This is a genomic window from Pseudomonas sp. ML2-2023-3 (assembly GCF_037055275.1).
GTDB lineage: Bacteria > Pseudomonadota > Gammaproteobacteria > Pseudomonadales > Pseudomonadaceae > Aquipseudomonas.
On the sequence record NZ_CP146343.1, the window covers coordinates 2,645,519 to 2,665,811 of the forward strand.

General features: G+C 61.1%; 18 protein-coding genes and 4 tRNA genes. 12 read left to right on the plus strand and 10 right to left on the minus strand.

What is annotated here, in order from left to right:
- The first annotated feature begins 8 nt into the window (after positions 1 to 8).
- The 5 genes from gcvP (at position 9) to lipA (ending at position 7,730) form a co-directional block, all read left to right on the plus strand.
- Positions 9 to 2,879, plus strand: a complete 2,871-nt coding sequence (gene gcvP, locus V6P94_RS12290) for an aminomethyl-transferring glycine dehydrogenase (RefSeq protein WP_133077184.1) — start codon at positions 9 to 11, stop codon at positions 2,877 to 2,879.
- 67 nt (positions 2,880 to 2,946) lie between these two features.
- Complete coding sequence (gene glyA / locus V6P94_RS12295) at positions 2,947 to 4,200, plus strand: serine hydroxymethyltransferase (protein ID WP_133077185.1); 1,254 nt, start codon at positions 2,947 to 2,949, stop codon at positions 4,198 to 4,200.
- An 8-nt stretch (positions 4,201 to 4,208) separates the two neighbouring features.
- Positions 4,209 to 5,585, plus strand: a complete 1,377-nt coding sequence (locus V6P94_RS12300) for an L-serine ammonia-lyase (protein ID WP_133077186.1) — start codon at positions 4,209 to 4,211, stop codon at positions 5,583 to 5,585.
- 30 nt (positions 5,586 to 5,615) lie between these two features.
- Positions 5,616 to 6,737 (plus strand): glycine cleavage system aminomethyltransferase GcvT, encoded by a 1,122-nt coding sequence (gene gcvT / locus V6P94_RS12305; protein WP_133077187.1) that lies wholly within the window; start codon positions 5,616 to 5,618, stop codon positions 6,735 to 6,737.
- 24 nt (positions 6,738 to 6,761) lie between these two features.
- Positions 6,762 to 7,730, plus strand: coding sequence for a lipoyl synthase (lipA, locus tag V6P94_RS12310; protein ID WP_133077188.1), 969 nt, complete (start codon positions 6,762 to 6,764; stop codon positions 7,728 to 7,730).
- Positions 7,731 to 7,848: 118 nt separating this feature from the next.
- On the opposite strand, the gene V6P94_RS12315 is transcribed toward lipA, so the two are convergent.
- From V6P94_RS12315 to V6P94_RS12360, 10 genes are all read right to left on the minus strand, one after another.
- Positions 7,849 to 8,754 carry a metal ABC transporter solute-binding protein, Zn/Mn family gene (locus tag V6P94_RS12315; RefSeq protein ID WP_133077189.1) on the minus strand — a complete coding sequence of 302 codons (906 nt, stop codon included), beginning with the start codon at positions 8,752 to 8,754 and terminating at the stop codon, positions 7,849 to 7,851.
- Positions 8,755 to 9,654, minus strand: coding sequence for a metal ABC transporter permease (locus V6P94_RS12320; RefSeq protein WP_133077190.1), 900 nt, complete (start codon positions 9,652 to 9,654; stop codon positions 8,755 to 8,757).
- The gene (locus V6P94_RS12325; RefSeq protein ID WP_133077191.1) at positions 9,651 to 10,406 is read right to left on the minus strand and encodes a metal ABC transporter ATP-binding protein; all 756 of its coding nucleotides are present in this window, start codon (positions 10,404 to 10,406) and stop codon (positions 9,651 to 9,653) included. Before V6P94_RS12325 ends, V6P94_RS12320 begins: the two co-directional genes overlap by 4 nt.
- A complete protein-coding gene (locus V6P94_RS12330; RefSeq protein WP_133077192.1) occupies positions 10,403 to 11,341 on the minus strand; it encodes a metal ABC transporter substrate-binding protein in 939 nt (312 codons plus the stop codon). Before V6P94_RS12330 ends, V6P94_RS12325 begins: the two co-directional genes overlap by 4 nt.
- Positions 11,342 to 11,375: 34 nt before the next feature.
- Complete coding sequence (locus V6P94_RS12335) at positions 11,376 to 11,930, minus strand: DUF6162 family protein (RefSeq protein ID WP_133077193.1); 555 nt, start codon at positions 11,928 to 11,930, stop codon at positions 11,376 to 11,378.
- Positions 11,927 to 12,262 (minus strand): hypothetical protein, encoded by a 336-nt coding sequence (locus V6P94_RS12340; protein WP_133077194.1) that lies wholly within the window; start codon positions 12,260 to 12,262, stop codon positions 11,927 to 11,929. Before V6P94_RS12340 ends, V6P94_RS12335 begins: the two co-directional genes overlap by 4 nt.
- The gene (locus tag V6P94_RS12345) at positions 12,262 to 12,801 is read right to left on the minus strand and encodes a thiamine pyrophosphate-binding protein (RefSeq protein WP_133077195.1); all 540 of its coding nucleotides are present in this window, start codon (positions 12,799 to 12,801) and stop codon (positions 12,262 to 12,264) included. The genes V6P94_RS12340 and V6P94_RS12345 overlap by 1 nt, the downstream gene beginning before the upstream one ends.
- Positions 12,798 to 14,009: a PepSY domain-containing protein gene (locus tag V6P94_RS12350; RefSeq protein ID WP_338646693.1), complete on the minus strand. Its 1,212-nt coding sequence runs from the start codon at positions 14,007 to 14,009 to the stop codon at positions 12,798 to 12,800. The genes V6P94_RS12345 and V6P94_RS12350 overlap by 4 nt, the downstream gene beginning before the upstream one ends.
- A gap of 178 nt (positions 14,010 to 14,187) precedes the next feature.
- Positions 14,188 to 15,138, minus strand: a complete 951-nt coding sequence (locus tag V6P94_RS12355) for a siderophore-interacting protein (RefSeq protein WP_133077197.1) — start codon at positions 15,136 to 15,138, stop codon at positions 14,188 to 14,190.
- Positions 15,139 to 15,218: 80 nt separating this feature from the next.
- On the minus strand, positions 15,219 to 16,169 hold the full coding sequence (locus V6P94_RS12360; protein ID WP_133077198.1) for a 2-hydroxyacid dehydrogenase: 951 nt from the start codon (positions 16,167 to 16,169) through the stop codon (positions 15,219 to 15,221).
- Positions 16,170 to 16,371: 202 nt separating this feature from the next.
- Between V6P94_RS12360 and gltX the strand changes: the two genes are divergently transcribed.
- The 7 genes from gltX to V6P94_RS12395 all read left to right on the plus strand — a co-directional run bounded on the left by gltX (position 16,372) and on the right by V6P94_RS12395 (position 20,261).
- The gene (gltX, locus tag V6P94_RS12365) at positions 16,372 to 17,853 is read left to right on the plus strand and encodes a glutamate--tRNA ligase (RefSeq protein ID WP_326398236.1); all 1,482 of its coding nucleotides are present in this window, start codon (positions 16,372 to 16,374) and stop codon (positions 17,851 to 17,853) included.
- Positions 17,854 to 18,136: 283 nt separating this feature from the next.
- Positions 18,137 to 18,212: transfer RNA gene (locus V6P94_RS12370), tRNA-Ala, on the plus strand.
- 75 nt (positions 18,213 to 18,287) lie between these two features.
- A tRNA-Glu gene (locus V6P94_RS12375) sits at positions 18,288 to 18,363 on the plus strand.
- Positions 18,364 to 18,413: 50 nt separating this feature from the next.
- Positions 18,414 to 18,489, plus strand: a tRNA-Ala gene (locus tag V6P94_RS12380).
- Positions 18,490 to 18,566: 77 nt separating this feature from the next.
- A tRNA-Glu gene (locus V6P94_RS12385) sits at positions 18,567 to 18,642 on the plus strand.
- Positions 18,643 to 18,793: 151 nt separating this feature from the next.
- Entirely contained in the window at positions 18,794 to 19,228 is a 435-nt protein-coding gene (locus tag V6P94_RS12390) for a thioesterase family protein (protein ID WP_133077200.1), read from the plus strand.
- A gap of 73 nt (positions 19,229 to 19,301) precedes the next feature.
- Complete coding sequence (locus V6P94_RS12395) at positions 19,302 to 20,261, plus strand: tRNA-dihydrouridine synthase (protein WP_133077201.1); 960 nt, start codon at positions 19,302 to 19,304, stop codon at positions 20,259 to 20,261.
- Positions 20,262 to 20,293: the final 32 nt, after the last annotated feature.

Sequence of the window (20,293 nt, forward strand, 5' to 3'; positions counted from 1 at the left end):
GCATCCCCATGACCCAAGCACATTTGCCTCTGAGCACTGACAACGAGTTTATTGCCCGCCACATCGGCCCCGATGACGATGACATACGCGCGATGCTTGCGCGGGTTGGCCACGACTCTCTTGAAGCGCTGATTGAAAGCGTGGTGCCGCACAGCATCAAAGACACCAGCGTGCTCGAACTGACTGCCGGTGAGGGCGAAGCCCGGGCGCTGGCTGCAATCAAGACGATTGCTGGCAAAAACCTGTTGTTTCGCAATCACATCGGCCAGGGCTATTACCCGTGCCATACACCGCCTCCCATCTTGCGCAACCTGCTGGAAAATCCGGCCTGGTACACCGCCTATACCCCTTACCAGCCAGAGATCTCCCAGGGGCGGCTTGAAGCCTTGCTCAACTTCCAGACGATGGTCAGCGACCTGACCGGCATGGAAATCGCCAATGCCTCATTGCTGGACGAGGCGACAGCGGCGGCCGAGGCAATGACCTTCTGCAAACGCCTGGCAAAAAACCGGGCCCCGGCCTTTTTCGCCTCCCATCATTGCCACCCGCAAACCCTCGACGTGCTGCGCACTCGTGCCCAGCCGCTGGGAATTGAAGTGGTGGTGGGTGATGAGTGCGAGTTGGTGCAGGAAGATTTCGAGGGTTATTTCGGCCTGCTGCTGCAATATCCCGCCAGCACCGGGGCTATCGTGGATCACCGGGCACTGGTGCAGGGCGCCCACGGGGCCGGTGCCCTGGTGGCTGTGGCGGCGGACCTGCTGGCACTGACCCTGCTGACGCCGCCCGGTGAATTCGGTGCCGACGTGGTACTGGGCAGTGCCCAGCGCTTTGGTGTGCCGTTGGGTTTTGGCGGACCTCATGCGGCTTATTTTGCAACCCGCGACGGATTCAAGCGCGATATGCCGGGGCGTCTGGTAGGCATTTCAATCGACCGCCACGGCAAACCGGCCATGCGCCTGGCCATGCAGACCCGCGAGCAACATATCCGCCGCGAAAAGGCCACGAGCAACATCTGCACGGCACAGGTGCTTCTGGCCAATATCGCCAGCATGTTCGCCGTCTACCACGGCCCTCGGGGCCTTGCGGACATTGCCCGACGGGTCCATCGCCTGACCTCTATTGTGGTTCAAGGGCTGCAACAGCTCGGGCACAAGGTCGAGCAGCAGCACTTCTTCGACACGGTCAGCGTGGTGCCTGCCACATCGGTTCAAGACGTGATTGACGCTGCAACCGCAGCGCAGATCAACCTGCGCCGGATCGACCCGTTGCGTGTCGGCCTGTCGCTGGACGAAACCTGCGAGCAGGCCAGCGTCGAAGCCCTGTGGTCGGTGTTTGCAACACAGGGTCAGGCATTGCCGGACTTCGCCGCACTGGCGGCAGCGACGGGTGATTGCCTGCCGCTGGCGCTGTTGCGTGAGACGCCGATTCTGCAACACCCGGTGTTTAACCGCTACCACAGTGAAACCGAGTTGATGCGTTACCTGCGCAAGCTGGCCGACAAGGATCTGGCGCTGGACCGCACCATGATTCCATTGGGCTCCTGCACCATGAAGCTCAATGCCGCCAGCGAGATGATCCCGATCACCTGGCCTGAGTTCGGCGCCTTGCATCCCTTTGCCCCGAGCGAGCAGACCCTGGGTTATCAGCAACTGACCCGGGAGCTGGAAGCCATGCTTTGCGCGGCCACAGGCTACGACGCCATGTCGTTGCAGCCCAATGCCGGTTCCCAGGGTGAATACGCCGGTCTGCTGGCGATTCGCGCTTACCACGCCAGCCGTGGCGAGGCCGGTCGCGATGTGTGCCTGATTCCATCTTCAGCCCACGGCACCAACCCCGCCACCGCACACATGGTCGGAATGCGCGTGGTAGTCACGGCCTGCGATGCGCGGGGCAACGTCGACCTTGAAGACCTGCGTGCCAAGGCCATCGAGCACCGTGATCGCCTGGCTGCACTGATGATCACCTATCCCTCGACCCATGGCGTGTTCGAAGAAGGCATCCGCGAAATCTGCTCGATCATCCATGAGCACGGCGGGCAGGTGTATCTGGACGGCGCGAACATGAATGCAATGGTGGGCCTGTGTGCGCCGGGCAAGTTTGGTGGCGACGTGTCCCACCTCAACCTGCACAAAACCTTCTGCATTCCCCACGGCGGCGGCGGCCCCGGTGTTGGCCCGATCGGGGTCAAGGCGCATCTGGCACCGTTCCTGCCGGGGCATCAGACCCTGGCCCGCAAGCAGGGCGCAGTGAGTGCGGCGCCCTATGGCAGCGCGAGCATTTTGCCGATCACCTGGATGTACATGCGCATGATGGGCGGGCAGGGCCTCAAGCGCGCCTCGCAGCTTGCAATTTTGAATGCCAACTACATCGCCCGGCGTCTGGAAGAGCACTACCCGGTGCTCTATACCGGCGACAACGGCCTGGTGGCCCACGAATGCATCCTCGACCTGCGCCCGCTCAAGGAAACCAGCGGGATCAGTGTCGATGACGTTGCCAAGCGCCTGATCGACTACGGCTTCCACGCGCCAACCATGTCCTTTCCGGTGGCCGGCACATTGATGGTAGAGCCCACGGAGAGTGAGTCCCTTGCCGAGCTGGACCGCTTCTGCGACGCGATGATCAGCATTCGTGAAGAGATCCACGCCGTGCACAACGGCACGCTGGACAAGGATGACAACCCGCTCAAAAACGCGCCGCACACGGCTGCAGAGCTGGTTGGCAAGTGGACGCACCCCTACAGCCGCGAGCTGGCGGTATTCCCGCTGGAGTCATTGCGTGACGGTAAATACTGGCCGCCGGTGGGACGTGTCGACAACGTCTACGGCGATCGCAACCTGGCCTGCGCCTGCCCACCGATAGCCCTGTATCAGGACGCCTGATCGCTCTGCCCGGATTACGATCCGGGCAGAGCCTGAAACGTGAATCTCTAATAAAAAGGAAAATCTCATGTTCCATAAAAGCCTGACCCTGTCTGATTTCGACCCAGCTCTGTTCGACGCCATCACTCGCGAGGCGCAACGTCAGGAAGACCATATCGAGCTCATTGCTTCCGAGAACTACACCAGCCCGCAAGTGATGCAGGCCCAGGGCACCGAGCTGACCAACAAGTACGCCGAGGGCTACCCGGGCAAGCGCTATTACGGTGGCTGCGAATATGTCGATGTGGTGGAGCAGTTGGCAATCGATCGCGCCAAGGAGCTGTTTGGCGCCGGGTATGCCAACGTGCAGCCGCACTCGGGCTCCCAGGCCAACTCGGCGGTGTACCTGGCGTTGCTGCAGGCGGGCGATACCATTCTGGGCATGAGCCTGGCCCACGGCGGCCACCTGACCCACGGTGCAAAGGTCAGTTCCTCGGGCAAGCTGTACAACGCCGTGCAATACGGTATCGACGGCAATGGCCTGATCGACTATGACGAAGTCGAGCGTCTGGCCCTGGAACATCGGCCAAAAATGATCGTTGCCGGTTTTTCGGCTTACTCCAAGACCCTGGACTTCCCGCGTTTTCGTGCGATTGCCGACAAGGTCGGGGCTTATCTGTTTGTGGACATGGCCCATGTTGCGGGTCTGGTTGCCGTTGGTCTGTACCCCAACCCGCTGCCGTATGCCGATGTGGTTACCACCACAACCCACAAGACCCTGCGCGGCCCACGCGGCGGACTGATTCTGGCCAAGGCCGATGCGGACCTGGAGAAAAAACTCAACTCGGCGGTGTTTCCGGGTGGCCAGGGCGGGCCCCTGATGCATGTGATCGCGGCCAAGGCCGTGTGCTTCAAGGAGGCGCTGGAGCCGGGCTTCAAGGATTACCAGTTCCAGGTCATCAAGAACGCTCAGGCCATGGCAGAAGTCTTCAAGCAGCGCGGGTATGACGTGGTCTCCGACGGCACCGATAACCACCTGTTTCTGGTCAGCCTGATACGCCAGGGCATCACCGGCAAGGACGCCGATGCCGCATTGGGCCGGGCCCATATCACCGTCAACAAAAACGCCGTGCCCAATGACCCGCAGTCGCCGTTCGTGACATCGGGTTTGCGCATCGGTACACCCGCGGTGACCACCCGTGGTTTGCAGATCCCCGAGTGCCGTGCGCTGGCGACCTGGATCTGCGACATCCTCGACCATCCGGGTGATGCCGCCATCGAGGCCCGGGTTGCGCGGCAGGTCAGCGAGATGTGCGCTTTGTTTCCGGTGTATTCGAAGTAGAGGCGAGCATGTCGCTAAGTGTGTTTGATCTGTTCAAAGTGGGGATCGGTCCTTCCAGTTCGCATACGGTAGGGCCGATGAAAGCTGCCGTGGCGTTTGCCCAGGGGCTCAAGGCGCAAGGGCTGCTGGAACAGACAGAAAGTGTGCGTGCCGAGTTGTATGGCTCGCTCGGTGCTACCGGCAAGGGTCATGGCAGCGACAAGGCCGTCATGCTGGGGCTGGAAGGGGATTACCCGGATACCCTGGACACCACCACGGCGGATGCGCGGGTTAGCGCGATTCGCAGTTCGGCCAGTCTGTCGTTGCTCGGTGAAAAAGCGATCCGCTTCGTCGAGAAAGAGCACCTGGCGATGATTCGCAAGCCCCTGCCTTACCACCCCAACGGCATGATCCTGCGAGCGTTCGACCAGGCCGGATTGCAAATGTGCAGCCGTGAATATTATTCGGTGGGTGGCGGCTTTGTGGTCGATGAGCAAGCCATCGGGGTCAATCGCATCGTTGCTGATCGAACCCCGTTGCGCTATCCGTTTTTGTCGGGCCGTGAACTGCTGGAGCAATGTACCCGCAGCGGTCTTTCGATCAGTGCGTTGATGGCCCGGAACGAGGCGGCCTGGCACACCCCGCAGCAGCTTCGCGAGGGGTTGCTGCATATCTGGCAAGTGATGCAGGACTGCGTGCTCGCCGGATGCCGCAATGAGGGAATCATGCCTGGCGGACTCAAGGTCAGGCGCCGTGCGGCGCAGCTCTACCGCCAGTTGAGCAGCAATCCGGAAGCGGCACTCAAGGACAGCCTCTCGGTGCTCGACTGGGTCAACCTGTACGCGCTGGCCGTCAATGAAGAAAACGCCAGCGGTGGCAGGGTCGTGACGGCACCCACCAATGGCGCGGCGGGGATCGTGCCTGCGGTATTGCACTACTACGTACGATTTGTGCCGGGAGCGGATGAAAACGGGGTGCAGCGCTTTCTGTTGACGGCGGCGGCCATCGGCATTCTGTACAAGGAAAACGCCTCGATTTCCGGTGCCGAAGTCGGCTGCCAGGGCGAGGTGGGTGTTGCCTGCTCGATGGCTGCCGGGGCGCTCTGCGAGGTGCTGGGCGGCACGGTGGAGCAAGTGGAAAACGCTGCCGAAATCGGTATGGAACACAATCTGGGCCTGACCTGCGACCCGATTGGCGGTCTGGTGCAAGTGCCCTGCATCGAGCGCAACGCGATGGGCTCGGTCAAGGCGATCAATGCTGCGCGCATGGCCTTGAGGGGCGACGGCAAGCACTTTGTCTCCCTCGACAAAGTGATCCGCACCATGCGTCAGACAGGCGCCGACATGAAGAGCAAGTACAAGGAAACCGCACGCGGTGGCCTGGCCGTGAACATCATCGAATGCTGACATCTTTTCAACTCATTCAAGGATTCACCCATGTCTGACGAACAACTGCTGAAAACCCCGTTGCACGTTTTGCACCTGGAGCTTGGCGCCCGCCTGGTGCCTTTTGCCGGTTACGAAATGCCGGTGCAATATCCGTTGGGCGTGATGAAAGAGCATCAGCACACCCGCGAACAGGCGGGCCTGTTCGACGTATCGCACATGGGCCAGATCCGCCTGCACGGTGCGGGTGCGGCAAGGGCCCTGGAAGCACTGGTGCCGGTGGACATCATCGACCTGCCCGTGGGTATGCAGCGCTATGCCATGTTCACCGATGAGAACGGTGGCATCCTCGACGACCTGATGGTGGCCAATGCCGGGGAGTACTTGTTTCTGGTGGTCAACGCCGGTTGCAAGCAACAGGACCTGGCGCATTTGATCCGGAACCTGGGCGCTGCCTGCGAAGTGGAGTCGCTGTTCGACAGCCGCGCCTTGCTTGCCCTGCAGGGGCCGAAGGCTGCTCAAGTGCTGGGGCGCCTGGCCCCGGAGGTACAGGCCATGACCTTTATGCAATTTGCCAGCGTGCGTTTGCTCGGTGTCGATTGTTACGTCAGTCGCTCCGGTTACACCGGCGAAGATGGCTACGAAATTTCCGTTCCGGTCGAACAGGCAATACGGCTGGCCCGTGCGCTTCTGGCCGAGCCCGAGGTCAAGCCTGTCGGTCTGGGTGCCCGGGATTCGCTGCGCCTGGAAGCGGGCCTGTGCCTGTACGGCCATGACATGGACGTCACCACGACACCGGTTGAGGCCAGCCTGGGCTGGGCTATTTCAAAGGTGCGGCGCACCGACGGCGAGCGTGCCGGTGGCTTCCCCGGAGCCGGGCGCATCCTCGGGCAGCAGCGCGAAGGCGTGGCCAGCAAACGCGTTGGCTTGTTGCCTCTGGAGCGTGTGCCGGTGCGTGAAGGCACACCAATCGTCAATGCCCAGGAGCAGGTGATCGGCCATGTCACCAGCGGTGGTTTTGGTCCCAGCCTCGGCGGTCCGCTTGCGATCGGCTATGTGCAAAACGCCCATGCTGCACTCGACAGCGAAGTCTTCGCCGTGGTGCGGGGCAAGTGGGTGCCGATGCGGGTGGTTAAAACGCCTTTCGTCCCTCAGCGTTACTACCGGGGCTGAGGCCGCGATGCGAGGAGCACTAGCATGAGTGAACACCTGTCTGTCGCCACCCGCCCGCAACCGTTGCAGGCGGGGATCAAATTGCGCGGAGCCGACAAGGTTGCCCGTATCCCGGTGAAGATCCTGCCGACCGAAGATGTACCGCGTAAGCCTGACTGGATCCGCGTGCCGATATCCACCTCGCCGGAGGTGGCGCGGGTCAAGGCGCTGCTGCGCAAACACAAACTGCACAGCGTGTGTGAAGAGGCTTCTTGCCCGAATCTGGGCGAGTGTTTCTCGGGCGGTACCGCGACGTTCATGATCATGGGTGATATCTGTACCCGTCGCTGCCCGTTCTGTGACGTGGGACACGGCCGCCCGAGGCCGCTGGATGCAGATGAACCGAAGAACCTGGCGATTGCCATCGCCGACCTTCGACTCAAATACGTGGTCATCACCTCGGTGGACCGTGACGACTTGCGAGACGGCGGTGCCGGACACTTTGTCGACTGCCTGCGCGAAATTCGCAAGCTGTCACCGGGCGTACAGCTGGAAACCCTGGTGCCCGACTATCGCGGTCGCATGGACGTGGCACTGGCGATCACAGCGCAAGAGCCGCCTGATGTGTTCAACCACAATCTGGAAACAGTGCCGCGGCTGTACAAGGCGGCGCGCCCCGGATCGGATTTCGAGTGGTCACTGGACTTGCTGCAGAACTTCAAGCACAAGGTGCCCCATGTGCCGACCAAGTCCGGCTTGATGCTGGGTTTGGGGGAGACGGACGAGGAAGTGATCCAGGTGATGCAGCGCATGCGCGAGCATGATGTCGACATGCTGACGCTGGGACAGTACCTGCAGCCCTCGCGCAGCCACCTGCCGGTTCAGCGTTTCGTGCACCCGGACACCTTCGCCTGGTTTGCAGAGGAGGGGCAGCGCATGGGTTTCAAAAACGTCGCGTCGGGGCCGCTGGTGCGCTCCTCTTACCACGCTGATGAGCAGATGAAGGGGGTTTGATACAAGAGCCGTAGCCGCTGGCGAAGGAATGAGGCTGCGTCCACGGGCGCAGCCTTCGGCCGTTGCCACGAACGGGCGGGCCCCATTGAAAGCGTCGTAATGGGTCAGGTGACGAAGCTTAATCGGTGCTCAGTACCTTGACGATGGCGTCAATATTGCCCTGCAACTCGGCCACAGGATCGGTGCCGTCTGCCGTCACCACCACCAGTTCACTGCCACCCTCGGCAATTGCAGCGATGACTGCAGCCGAAGGCTGGCGGTGATCCAGCACCAGCGCCACATCATTGTCTTTCAGGGTGTGGGTCAGCGCTTGCAGCGACTCGGGCGTCCAGGTCTCATCCCCTTTGTGATCGACTTCGACCCGTTCCAGATTCAACCCGCCAATCAAGTAGTCCAGCCGATCCGACAGGCTCACCACGGCCAGATTGTCGGCCTTGGCCAGCTGTGCCTCGCTGTCGGCGCTGAGCTTGAGCAAACGCTGTTTCAGACTCGCCAGGTTGGCTTCGATCTTCGGCTTGGCAGCAGGCGCCAACCGCACCAGGTCGGCCGCGATCACATCCGCCATGCGTCCCATGTTGTTGCTGGTCAGCCACGGCTGGCTGTTCAGGCCATCGCTGTGAGCTCCCGGCTGTACGGCTATGCCCGGCAGGCTGCCGTCCACTGGCCGCGCCGCGTCAACTTCAACAATGCGGATATTGCTGCGTCGTGCCATCGGATACAGCGGGTCATCGCTCCACAATGAGCGCAGGCCGATCACGGCATCGGCCTGTGTGGCCAGCGTGTGCAGGGCAGGGGCGCCGCGCCCGCTGAAGTAGGCGTTCTGTCGGCTTCCGGGCAGGTTGGCCGCTGCGGCCCGTTCCAGGGTCACGTTACTGTCCTTGAGCAGCAACTCGCCCAGCCCGTAGGTGATCGGCAGACTGGCGAGGACGCGCACCGGTTGCGTCGCTGTGTCGGCTGCCAGCAGAGGCGTGCTGAGCAGGCCGGTAATGGCCAGGGCCAGTGAGAGTTTGCGCAGAGTGAACATTTATCCAATATTCCCTTTCAGGCTGGGCACCACGCCCCGGGCGATGGCGGCGAGGGCGAAGGCGATACCGGCCATCAAAATAATTGCGGCGCCGGACGGGATCGGCAGGTCAAACACGATGGGCAGCAGGATGCCGCACAGGGTGCTGACGGTGGCGATCAGTACTGAAATCCAGAAAAAACCCTTCAGCGACTGGCTGAGCAAACGCGCCGCCGCTGCCGGAATCACCAGCAGGGCGCCCACCAGAATCGCGCCAATGACTTTAACGGCCGCGACGGTAATCAGCGTCACCAGGATCACAAACAGATAGTCCAGGGACTTCACTGCCACCCCGCGTACAGCGGCCAGTTGCGGGTTGAAACTGGCGAGCATGATGCGGTTGTACAGCGGCAGGCTGAGGCCCAGCACCAGCGCGCCGACAATCGCCAGTACCAGCAGATCATTGCCGTTGACCGTCAACACTGAACCGAACAGCACGTTTTCCAGGATATGCACGTTGATCTTGCCCGCCAGAATCAGCAGCAGGCTGGCGCCCAGTGCCAATGACACCGACAGGAACACGCCGATCAGGGTATCCGGTGCCAGCCCGGTGCGATTGCGCAGGTAATTGAGCGAGATGCCGAACAACAGGCAGTAGCCGAACAGGCTGCCATAAGGTCCGGTGTAGGGCTCACCCAGCAGGATGCCGATGGCCACGCCGGTCAGCGCGGCATGGCCCACGGCTTCGGAAAAAAACGCGAAACGCTTGACCACCACCAGCGTGCCCAGGCCGCCGAGTACCGGGCCAATCAGCAAACCGGCAAGCAATGCATTGACCACAAAACCGTAAGCCAGCACTTCGGGCAAATAGCCTGCAGATGCCCAGCCCTGAACCATCAGACGGAACGCTTCGTAACTCATGAAAGGGCGCTCCCGTGAGCCTTGGGATGGGTTGAAAACAGGTTGAGCAAGCGTTCGGGGCTCAGGGTCTGTTCAGGCGGGCCGTCGAACAGGACCTGGCGATTGAGCCCGGTCACCCGTTCTGCCAGTCGTTTCACGGCGGCCAGATCGTGCTCGATCCACACCACGGTAACTCCGGCCTGACGCCATTCAGTCAGCAAGCGCTCAAACACTCGGGCACCGGCCTCGTCCAGCGCCGACATGGGTTCATCCAGCACCAGCAGTTGCGGTGCGGGGATCAGGCCCTGTGCCAGCAACACGCGCTGGCGTTCACCGCCGGACAGCGCACCCATGCGCCGCTTGCGCTTGTCCTGCATGCCCACACGCTCCAGCGCGTCGCCGATGGCCGGAGCCACCTTGCGCGACAACCCCATAAACGCCGGGCGGCGCTGGCACATGGCGGCCATGAAATCATCCACGGTCATGGGCAGTCCGCGATCGAACTCCAGTGCCTGGGGAACATAGCCGATCAAGCCCGGTTCACCGGGCCAGTCAAGGCACAGGCGACCCTGATGGGGCATTTGCCCCAGCAGCGTCTTGATCAGCGAGCTTTTGCCCCCGCCGTTTGGCCCCACCAGCGCATGGACACTGCCGGGGCGAATGCTGAAACTGACGTGATCCAGAATGGGCGTTCGACCCAGGGTCAGCGACACCTGATCAAACGTCACTCCCGGCCCGCAGGCCGCTACCGGCAAGTGTTCAACGGCAGTCATGCTCCGGCCTCCTGAATGGCCCTGACCACGGTATTGAGGTTGCCGGTCATTTCTTTTTCGTACTTGTCAGCGCTGTAGTCGCCATAGGAAATATGGGAGAGCGGGTACAGTTTGACCCCGGACTCGCGCTGAATGGTCTCGACATAAGTGGACGGGAAGTCCATCTCGGAGAAGATCACCTTCACATCCAGCTCGCGCAGTTGATCGATGGTTTTCTTCAACTGGCTGGGGCTTGGCTCAATGCCGTGGGCCGGCTCGACCACGGCAGTGACCTCCAGGCCGAACTCGCGCAGCAGGTAGTCGTAAGCCGCGTGCACCGTGGCCACGCGCAGGTCGGCGTTCGGAGCCTGGGTCAACCTGGCCAGGGCATCGGCCCGCATTTGACGCAGGCGCTTGCCATAGGCGCGGGCATTGGCGGTGTAGGTCCTGGCGTTGGCCGGATCGAGTTTGCCCAGTTCACGGGCAATGTTGTTGACCTGGGCAATCGAGGCGCTGATCGACAGAAAGGTGTGGGGGTTGACCACCTTGCCCGCACCACGCGCTGCGTTGCCGGTGGCGGCCAGCAAGGGGACATTCTGGTTGGCCTCGATCACCGGGATGTCGGGTTTTTCGCTGGCCTCGATCATGCGGTCGGCAAAGTCATCATGGCCCACGCCATTGAGCACGATTACATCCAGTGTACCGATGCGCTTGATGTCTTCAGCGCGGGGCTCATAGGCGTGGGGGTTAAAGCCTGCGGGAATCAACGGCACCACTTCGGCCTTGTCACCGACGATATTGGCCACGTAGCTGTAGTAAGGGTGCAGGGTGATACCGATGCGCAGCGGCTTGGCCAGCGGGGTCGGGGCATCGGCAAATGCCTGGGGTGACAGACAAAAGGCAAACAGGGCGGCCAGCAGCACGGTGCGGCGACGCACAACAGATGAAATCGACATGGCGAGCAGTCTTCTCTCAGGTCAAGCGGTGGGTTCAGTGCCGATGCTGGCGTGTGACCCCGGCATCGAATTGCGCGATCACTTGCTGCCAGCCACTTTGATTAAGGGCGGCATCGCTGAAGTCGGCGGGGGCTTTTGCGTCGGGATTGCGGTTGAGCCATATATCCGGCTGGGTGCTGATTCGCATCAAGAACGACCCCGCCACCTCAGGGGTGGGGCTCAGGCCCAGGTAGGCCTGTTCACCGAGCAGCTGCCAGACATGGTTGCCACGGCTGACGGAGCTGGCATCGCTGGCAAAGGGGGCAAAGCCTTCTTCGGCCAGTTGGACGGGTTGGGGCAGGGCGCTGGACGCTTCGCGCAGCAACTGGATTTCGTCCAGCGTGACCCGCAGGTCGGCGTAGATGCCTTGTTCGGCAGCGCTCAGGTCCCGTCGTGCATCCAGTTGATGGGCGGCCACGGAAGTCACTTCCTGGGATTCGTGACGCCAGGCCACCACGGAGCCGGCCACGGTCAGAATCAACAGGCACAGCAGCAACACATACAGGGTTTCATGACCGGCACCGGCCGGGCGCACTACGTGAGTACTCATGGGGCCTCGATATCGGCTTGGTCGATTTCGACGATGTGACCCGGACCTGCGTCGAACAGCACATAAAATTCGGAATCGGGGCGCTTGAACGTCAGGGTTGAATCCGCGCCCAGCTTGCCGGGCACCAGGATGGTTTCGTCGTAGCCGATGACATCCAGGGTCACTCCCGGTGCGCCGCTGCCGTCGGAAAACCCGCCGGTACAACGGATCTGTCCGTCTTCCACGGCCTTGCACTCACACATCGGGTTGTGGGCCAGTGCCTGGCTGCAAACACCGAGCAACGCAATCAATCCTGCCGCCAGGGCAGGTTTTTTAAACAGGCGCGAATGCATTATTTGGCTCCTCGTTGGGCCAGCCAGGCGACCGTTGCCGGTGAGGCCTGACTCAGGGGAATGGAGGCCTGATGCATGGAGCCGTCCCACCCCTCAAGGGTGATCCATAGCTCGGCGTCGGGCTTGGTGCGATCAGGGATCGGCATGGTGGCGCCCATGCGGTATGGCGTGCCGAAGAAAATCACCCCGGCGGCCCGCAGGCTGCGAGGTTTGCCGATTCGCAGATAGGCAGCCTTGACCTGATTGATGCAGGTGTCGCACAGGGCAGCGTTAAAGCTCTTCATGTAGCCCGCCGGGCCGTCCGGGCGCGGGGCTTCGTTGCGCAATTCGGCCAGTTTCAGGCTCCAGGGACCGACCTGCACGGTGCCGATTTCACGCTCGCCCAGGCCGCTGTCCCCGCGAAACAGCGAGGCATCGGCGAAGTACTTGGGCATAAAGCCCAGCGGCACCAACAGCAGCAGAATGTTTATGTGAAAGCGCCATTTGTGCCACAACCGGCCAAGGGTGGACGAGGGCTGTACAGCCACTGCCTTGCTCATACATTGGCCTCTTCGGGCTGTTGGCTGTGCGCCGTGACGGTCTGGGTTGCGGCAGGTTTACGCTGGGATTTCTCGCTGCGCTTGAGGGCGTTGGCGGTGGCCAGCGCCGTGCGTTTGGTCCAGATCAGCAGGCCGCTCAGAATCATCATGCTGAGGATCAGGCCGAAGAAGAACCAGATCAGCTTGACCCACAGTCCGCCAAAATCGCCGGTGTGCAGCGGGCGCATGGATTCGGTTACCAGCTCCAGCCCGGACCGGTCGGCAATCATTCGCGAGCCTTCGATCGCGCCGTTGTACGGGTTGATGTCTGCGGTCTGGAACAGCAGCGGGTACCAGCCCGGGCCGCCGACTTCGATATGTCCGTAGGCATTGCTTGGCAGGCTGACAAAACTCGCGTCCAGCCCGGGGATTTTTTCGGCGGCAATTTTTACTGCCTGGTCGAGGTTGATCTGCGGTGCGGGCTGGCCGTCCGGCATGATCGGTACATCCTGGCGCGCCACAACGGGCGGGTTGCCAGTGGTTGAAATCGAAATCTGGTTATCGAACATAAAGGCTTCGATCAAGAACCACAGGCCGGTGATGGAAATCACGGCAATAAACCAGATCGACCAGATGCCGCACAGGCGGTGGAAATCGCCCCAGAAAATGCGCGCTCCGTGATTAAAACGCAGGTTGGGTTTGAAAAAGCCTTTCCAGAATTTTTTGTAGACCACCAGCCCGGTAATCAGCGACCCCAGCAGCGGAAGGCCGAGGAACGACACCAGGTACCAGCCCCAGCTATAGCCATTGGTAAATGGCACCAGCCACCAGCCGTGCAGGGCGCGGGTAAAGGCCTGGAAGTTGAAGCTGGGGCTCTCACCCTGAATCGCTCCGGAATACGGGTTGATGTAGAGCGATGGCGAGCGGCCGTCGGGATAGACCACACGGGCCACCAGGGCAAAATGCGACTCGTCCGGGCGGCTGATCGACTGTACGGCCAGGTTCGGTTCGGCCTTTTTAATGGCGGTCAGCACCTGTTCGTAAGTCATCAGCGGTGCATCATCATCCGGCTGAGTGGCGCGGGCCTCGGGGGTGGCAAGCCAAACGATCTCCTGGCTGACCACGGCCAGTGTGCCGGTCACGCAGACGATCAGGACGAAGAACCAGATAGGTAGGGTCAACCAGCTGTGAACCAGAAACCAGAGTTTGGAACGGGACTTTTTGGACATGGGAAACGGCAAGCTCGCAGCAGGGCGGGTGTGTAATCGCCATTGAGAAGCGATTGCTTATCCATGTAGGACGAATGAGATGAGCAAAACCCGAAGCTGGACTTGTAAGAAAATGTTTCCAGTGTTGCCAGGTCCGGGTGCTCCCACATTCTGGACCCTGGCGGTGCGGTCGCTATTGCTAGCCCAATGACCGCCCCAGCTTCCAGTACCCCATCAAGGTCAGTGCCTTGCGGTCCATGCCGCATTCATGGACGAAAAACTTTCTGATCGCCATCACCGCCATCGATTCCCCGGCCACCCAGGCATAAAACTCGTTGTGCCTGGCGCTGGCCCGCTCCCAGAGCCGCTGGTTGTCCAGATCAAGTTCTTGCAGGACAGCACAGGCCTTGGCTTGCAGGCGCCGGGGCGGCAGGCTGGCCAGTTCGCGGGCCGCGATGATCATGCCGTCACCATGCTGTTTGCCCAGACTGGCGCGGGGCAGCCAATGGACTTTGGTATTCGGGCCACAGACCAGGGCATGGCAGTCGGACTCTTCGGGCACTTCGATAAAGGCTTGTACCTGGGGTGTGTCGGGGTGATGTGCCAGCTCTTCCAGGATACCGGCGATGGCCGGGAGCGCAGTTTCGTCGCCGATCAGCAGTACTTTTCGCATGCCCTGTGGGGGTTGCCACTCATAGCCCCCCGGGTCGTCCGGGTAGGCGCCATTGGGGGCCGCAATTTGCAGGAGATCACCCGCTTTGGCCTGGGTTGCCCAGCGTGTGGCGGGGCCGGTGACGCCATGCAGGACAAAGTCGATATCCAGTTCGCCTGACTCCACGCGCAGGTTGCGAAGGGTGTAAGAGCGCATGGGCGGTACCTGCTCGGGGCTCAAGTCACGCAGGGTCGCTCGCCAGTCTCCCCGTTTGGGCAGGTTGGAGGCCTCGCCGTTGGCGGTGGGGAACAGCAATTTGACCCGCTGATCCGGTGCCAGGGTACGCATCAGCGCCACATCGTTGCCGCCGAACACAAAGCGCGTCAGTGACGGGCTCAAGGTGATGCGGCGCTTGAGCTGGATATCGAACAGTCGGTAGGCAGCGGGTTTACTGAGTCGATTGCGCAGGTTCTGCACCAGGGCGGCAGCGGCGGACATAACAGCACCTCAATAAGCAGGAGTCGTTTTGTATAACGATCCATTGAGTGAGGAATTTAAGGTGCTGTCGCAGTCCTGGGTCAGGCGGGGTGGGGCATTGGCACCGGAGTGAGGACGGGCTTGCCGGCAAAAAAAGCCTGCAGGTTATCGACCACCAATTGCACCGTGGCTTCGACCGCATCGGGTGACTGGCCAGCCACATGGGGAGTCATGACCACGTTGCCGAGGGTTTTGAGCGGGTCCGGCACCAGGGGTTCGTCTTCAAACACGTCGAGCCCGGCCCCGGCGATTTTGCCTGTGGCCAGGGCGCTGATCAGGGCATCGGTGTCGACTACGCTGCCACGGGCAATATTGATCAGGTAGCCGTCTGCGCCCAGAGCATCGAGCACGGGAGCGTCAATCAGGTGGTGGGTGGCGCTGCCGCCGGGCGTGGCGATCATCAGGAAGTCCACTGCTGCGGCCAGTTCAAGCACGCTGGCGCAGTAGGTGTAGGGCGAGTCGGGACGCGGCTGGCGGCTGTGGTAGCTGATGCTCATGTCAAAGCCGCAGGCCGCACGCTTGGCGATGGCCTGGCCGATCGCGCCCAGGCCGATGATGCCCATGCGTTTGCCCGACAGTGAGGGCTGGCGCACCTTGACCCACTCGTTGCGGCGGATGCTGGCGTCGGCCTGGGGGATGCCGCGCACCGCGCTCAGCAACAGCGCCATCGCGTGGTCGGCCACTGACGAGGCGTTGGCCCCGGCGCCGAAGGTCACGGTAATGCCAAGGTTGCTGGCGGCTTGCAGGTCGACCTGCTCGAAGCCGGCGCCGATCACGCAGATGATCTTGAGCAAGGGCAGGGCAGCCATTTCTTCGGCATGCAGGCCCAGCGGGCCGCGGGTCAGCACGGCGTCGATACGGGCGCCGTGCTGGGCTATGGCCTGGGCGCGGCTGACGGGGGTGGGCGCCAGGATCAGTTCGTAGCCTTGGGTTTCAAGCATGTGCAGATAATCGTTAACGCTCTCTACCAGCACCAGCACAACTCGGGACATGAGTATCTCCAGCCAAGGGATGTCAAGAATGGACCGAGATTAACACCGGTCGGTGCTGTTTTTCGCGGCACCCATTCGATCCGGGCGCTCTATTCAGGCTTTTTTCAGCCGTGTGGCGGATGGGCCGAGTCCTGCGCTGGAGCCAAGCCGGGTCGGCCTGTTACCATTCGCCCTTTGTTTTATCTCCACTTCGAGACCGCCCATGACCACCGTTCGCACGCGCATTGCGCCATCGCCTACCGGCGACCCCCACGTCGGCACCGCTTACATCGCTTTGTTCAACTACTGCTTTGCCAAGCAGCATGGCGGCGAATTTATCCTGCGGATCGAAGATACCGACCAATTGCGTTCGACCCGCGAGTCCGAGCAGCAGATCTACGACGCCTTGCGCTGGTTGGGTATTACCTGGAGCGAAGGCCCGGACGTTGGCGGCCCGCACGGCCCGTACCGTCAAAGCGAACGCAGCGAGATCTACCAGAAATACACCCAGCAACTGGTCGACATGGGTCATGCCTTCCCGTGCTTCTGCACGAGCGAGGAGCTGGACCAGATGCGTGCCGAGCAAATGGCCAAGGGCGAAACCCCGCGCTACGACGGTCGTGCGCTGCTGTTGTCCAAAGAAGAAGTAGCGGTCCGTCTGGCAGCTGGCGAACCCCACGTGATCCGCATGAAAGTGCCGACCGAAGGCGTGTGCGTTGTGCCGGACCTGCTGCGCGGCGATGTCGAGATCCCGTGGGATCGCATGGACATGCAAGTGTTGATGAAGACCGATGGCCTGCCGACCTACTTCCTGGCCAACGTGGTCGACGATCACCTGATGGGCATCACCCACGTGCTGCGTGGCGAAGAGTGGCTGCCATCAGCGCCCAAGCTGATCCTGCTGTACGAGTATTTCGGCTGGGAACAACCGCAGCTGTGCTACATGCCGCTGCTGCGTAACCCGGACAAGAGCAAGCTGTCCAAGCGCAAGAACCCGACGTCGGTGACGTTCTACGAGCGCATGGGCTTCATGCCTGAAGCGATGCTCAACTATCTGGGCCGCATGGGCTGGTCGATGCCGGACGAGCGCGAGAAGTTCTCGCTGCAGGAAATGGTCGATAACTTTGACCTGTCCCGCGTCTCGCTGGGCGGCCCGATTTTCGACGTAGAGAAGCTGTCGTGGCTCAACGGTCAATGGTTGCGTGACCTGCCGCTGGAAGAGTTCGCCAGCCGCGTGCAGCAATGGGCGTTGAACCCTGAGTACATGATGAAAATCGCTCCGCTGGTTCAGGGCCGGGTTGAAACCTTCAGCCAGATCGCGCCATTGGCCGGGTTCTTCTTCTCGGGCGGCTTGCAGCTCGATGCCAAGCTGTTCGAGCACAAGAAGCTGTCCAACGAACAGGTGCGTCAGTTGATGCAGCTGATTCTGTGGAAGCTGGAGAGCCTGCGTCAGTGGGAAAAGGACGCGATCACCGGCTGCATCCAGACCGTGGTCGAGTCCCTGGAGCTGAAGCTGCGTGATGCCATGCCGCTGATGTTCGCTTCGATCACCGGCCAGGCAAGCTCGGTGTCGGTGCTGGACGCGATGGAGATTCTGGGGCCGGACCTGACCCGTTTCCGTCTGCGCCAGGCACTCGACCTGCTGGGCGGTGTGTCGAAGAAAGAAAACAAAGAGTGGGAAAAGCTGTTTAACGCCATGGGTTAACGGTTTTTCTTTGTAGTCGCTGCCGCAGGCTGCGAGGGGTTCAGTGGCGTTTCCAGGAAAACGGGTTGCTCCGCAACCCTTCGCAGCCTTTGGCAGCGACTACAGGTTTTGTGGGTTTGGGCCAGTATTTACGGGGCAGGGAAGGTAAGTGGTTGTTCTCACGGCAAATTTTTTTTAAAAAGTTTAAAAATAAGTTTGACAGCCTATCCATCCAGTCTTAATATGCGCCCCGTCCACACAGCAACACGAAACAAGCAGCAACAACACGCTGCGGTGACTGTCTGGGGCTATAGCTCAGCTGGGAGAGCGCTTGCATGGCATGCAAGAGGTCAACGGTTCGATCCCGTTTAGCTCCACCAAATTTACAGTTCAATGTCTGGCCACACCGGCATTGAATCGATCAGCACTCAGCGCTGATCAGTTAGAAGGTTTGTGTCCCCTTCGTCTAGTGGCCTAGGACACCGCCCTTTCACGGCGGTAACAGGGGTTCGAGTCCCCTAGGGGACGCCAGTTTTACAGAAGCAGCACTTCGGTGATGCTCCGCCGCCAGGCGATAAATCGGGGCTATAGCTCAGCTGGGAGAGCGCTTGCATGGCATGCAAGAGGTCAACGGTTCGATCCCGTTTAGCTCCACCAATTTACAGTTCAATGTCGGGCCACACTGGCATTGAATCGATCAGCACTTGCTGCTGATCACTGTTAGAAGGGTTTGTGTCCCCTTCGTCTAGTGGCCTAGGACACCGCCCTTTCACGGCGGTAACAGGGGTTCGAGTCCCCTAGGGGACGCCACGATTACCCGCTATGCGGGATTTATAAGGGTCATTCGATTATTGAATGGCCCTTTTGTTTGTCTGCAGTTTTTATATTCCTCGCCTCGAAGCTTGCAGCCGCCCCCTCTGCGTTACACTGCGCTCCTTATTTTTTTAGGGGGAGACAAGGCATGAGTTGGGATTTGGCAGCACCGTTCATCATTGACCTGACCGTTCAGGCCGAAGACATCGACGGGTTCGGTCATGCCAATAACGCGGCCTATGTAGTCTGGCTGGAACGTTGTGCCTGGCGCCACTCGCAGCGTCTGGGGCTGGATCTCACCGAGTACCGTCGCCTTGATCGCGCCATGGCGGTGTCCCGCCATGAAATCGATTATCTGGCCAGTGCCTATGAAGACGATGAGCTGCAATTGGCAACCTGGATTGTCGATTGTGACCAGCGCTTGCGCATGACCCGCCACTTTCAGCTTGTACGCCCCAGCGATGGCGTGACCCTGTTGCGTGCGCAAACCACGTTTGTCTGCATCGAGCTGTCCACGGGCAAGGCCAAGCGCCTGCCGCCCGAGTTCCTTGAAGGTTATGGTCCGGCTGTCGTCACGGCCTGATCAGCAGCGCCTGCTCATACCGATTGCCCACATAACGGCGTAAACTGCCGCACGTTTTTCATGAGAGTCACCCATGCAAATTGCTTTGGCGCCGATGGAGGGGTTGGTCGACAACATCCTGCGTGATGTCCTGACCCGCACCGGCGGTATTGATTGGTGTGTGACCGAATTTATTCGGGTCACCGAGCGGTTGTTACCGGAAGCCTACTTCCATAAATTCGCCCCCGAATTGCAGCACGGTGCGCAGACGCGTTCCGGCGTGCCGTTGCGCGTACAGTTACTGGGTTCTGATCCGGCCTGTCTGGCCGACAACGCGGCGCTGGCCGTTGAGTTGGGTTCCGGGGTGATTGACCTCAATTTTGGCTGCCCGGCCAAGACCGTGAACAAGTCCCGTGGTGGTGCGGTGCTGCTCAAGGAGCCCGAACTGCTGCATGCGATCCTGCTGCAGGTGCGACGCACTGTGCCTGCGCATATCCCGGTGACCGCCAAGATGCGCCTGGGCTTTGATACGCCAGACAGCGCCAATGAGTGCGCGATTGCCCTGGCCGAAGGGGGCGCAAGCCAGATCGTGGTGCACGCGCGGACCAAGATGGATGGCTACAAGCCGCCTGCCCATTGGGAGTACATCGCCCAGGTACAGGAAGCGGTGAAGGTGCCGGTGTTTGCCAATGGCGATATCTGGTCGGTTGAAGATTGGCGCCGTTGCCGCGAAATCAGCGGTGCTGAAGACATCATGCTGGGTCGCGGCCTGGTGTCGCGGCCCGATCTGGCCCGGCAAATTGCCGCAGCCCGTGCCGGTGTTGAAGTGGTGCCGATGACCTGGGCTGATTTGCAGCCCATGATCCGCGATTTCTGGGCGCAGGCCGAAGCCCAGCTGACGCCACGTTCAGCCCCCGGGCGCCTGAAGCAGTGGTTGGCCATGCTGACCCGCAACTACCCTGAAGCCGTGGTGCTGTTCAATGCCATGCGCCGTGAAACCGACTGTGAGAAGGTCCGGCATATGGTCAACAACCCGCCTGCTGACGCTGCCTGAAACGGCTGAAAAAAATTTTCAGAAAAACCCTT

What these genes read in the sequence shown, in the direction of transcription:
- gcvP (WP_133077184.1), top strand. Translation starts at nt 9, where the DNA reads ATGACCCAAGCACATTTGCCTCTGAGCACTGACAACGAGTTTATTGCC.
- glyA (WP_133077185.1), top strand. Translation starts at nt 2,947, where the DNA reads ATGTTCCATAAAAGCCTGACCCTGTCTGATTTCGACCCAGCTCTGTTC.
- V6P94_RS12300 (WP_133077186.1), top strand. Translation starts at nt 4,209, where the DNA reads ATGTCGCTAAGTGTGTTTGATCTGTTCAAAGTGGGGATCGGTCCTTCC.
- gcvT (WP_133077187.1), top strand. Translation starts at nt 5,616, where the DNA reads ATGTCTGACGAACAACTGCTGAAAACCCCGTTGCACGTTTTGCACCTG.
- lipA (WP_133077188.1), top strand. Translation starts at nt 6,762, where the DNA reads ATGAGTGAACACCTGTCTGTCGCCACCCGCCCGCAACCGTTGCAGGCG.
- V6P94_RS12315 (WP_133077189.1), bottom strand. Translation starts at nt 8,754, where the DNA reads ATGTTCACTCTGCGCAAACTCTCACTGGCCCTGGCCATTACCGGCCTG.
- V6P94_RS12320 (WP_133077190.1), bottom strand. Translation starts at nt 9,654, where the DNA reads ATGAGTTACGAAGCGTTCCGTCTGATGGTTCAGGGCTGGGCATCTGCA.
- V6P94_RS12325 (WP_133077191.1), bottom strand. Translation starts at nt 10,406, where the DNA reads ATGACTGCCGTTGAACACTTGCCGGTAGCGGCCTGCGGGCCGGGAGTG.
- V6P94_RS12330 (WP_133077192.1), bottom strand. Translation starts at nt 11,341, where the DNA reads ATGTCGATTTCATCTGTTGTGCGTCGCCGCACCGTGCTGCTGGCCGCC.
- V6P94_RS12335 (WP_133077193.1), bottom strand. Translation starts at nt 11,930, where the DNA reads ATGAGTACTCACGTAGTGCGCCCGGCCGGTGCCGGTCATGAAACCCTG.
- V6P94_RS12340 (WP_133077194.1), bottom strand. Translation starts at nt 12,262, where the DNA reads ATGCATTCGCGCCTGTTTAAAAAACCTGCCCTGGCGGCAGGATTGATT.
- V6P94_RS12345 (WP_133077195.1), bottom strand. Translation starts at nt 12,801, where the DNA reads ATGAGCAAGGCAGTGGCTGTACAGCCCTCGTCCACCCTTGGCCGGTTG.
- V6P94_RS12350 (WP_338646693.1), bottom strand. Translation starts at nt 14,009, where the DNA reads ATGTCCAAAAAGTCCCGTTCCAAACTCTGGTTTCTGGTTCACAGCTGG.
- V6P94_RS12355 (WP_133077197.1), bottom strand. Translation starts at nt 15,138, where the DNA reads ATGTCCGCCGCTGCCGCCCTGGTGCAGAACCTGCGCAATCGACTCAGT.
- V6P94_RS12360 (WP_133077198.1), bottom strand. Translation starts at nt 16,169, where the DNA reads ATGTCCCGAGTTGTGCTGGTGCTGGTAGAGAGCGTTAACGATTATCTG.
- gltX (WP_326398236.1), top strand. Translation starts at nt 16,372, where the DNA reads ATGACCACCGTTCGCACGCGCATTGCGCCATCGCCTACCGGCGACCCC.
- V6P94_RS12390 (WP_133077200.1), top strand. Translation starts at nt 18,794, where the DNA reads ATGAGTTGGGATTTGGCAGCACCGTTCATCATTGACCTGACCGTTCAG.
- V6P94_RS12395 (WP_133077201.1), top strand. Translation starts at nt 19,302, where the DNA reads ATGCAAATTGCTTTGGCGCCGATGGAGGGGTTGGTCGACAACATCCTG.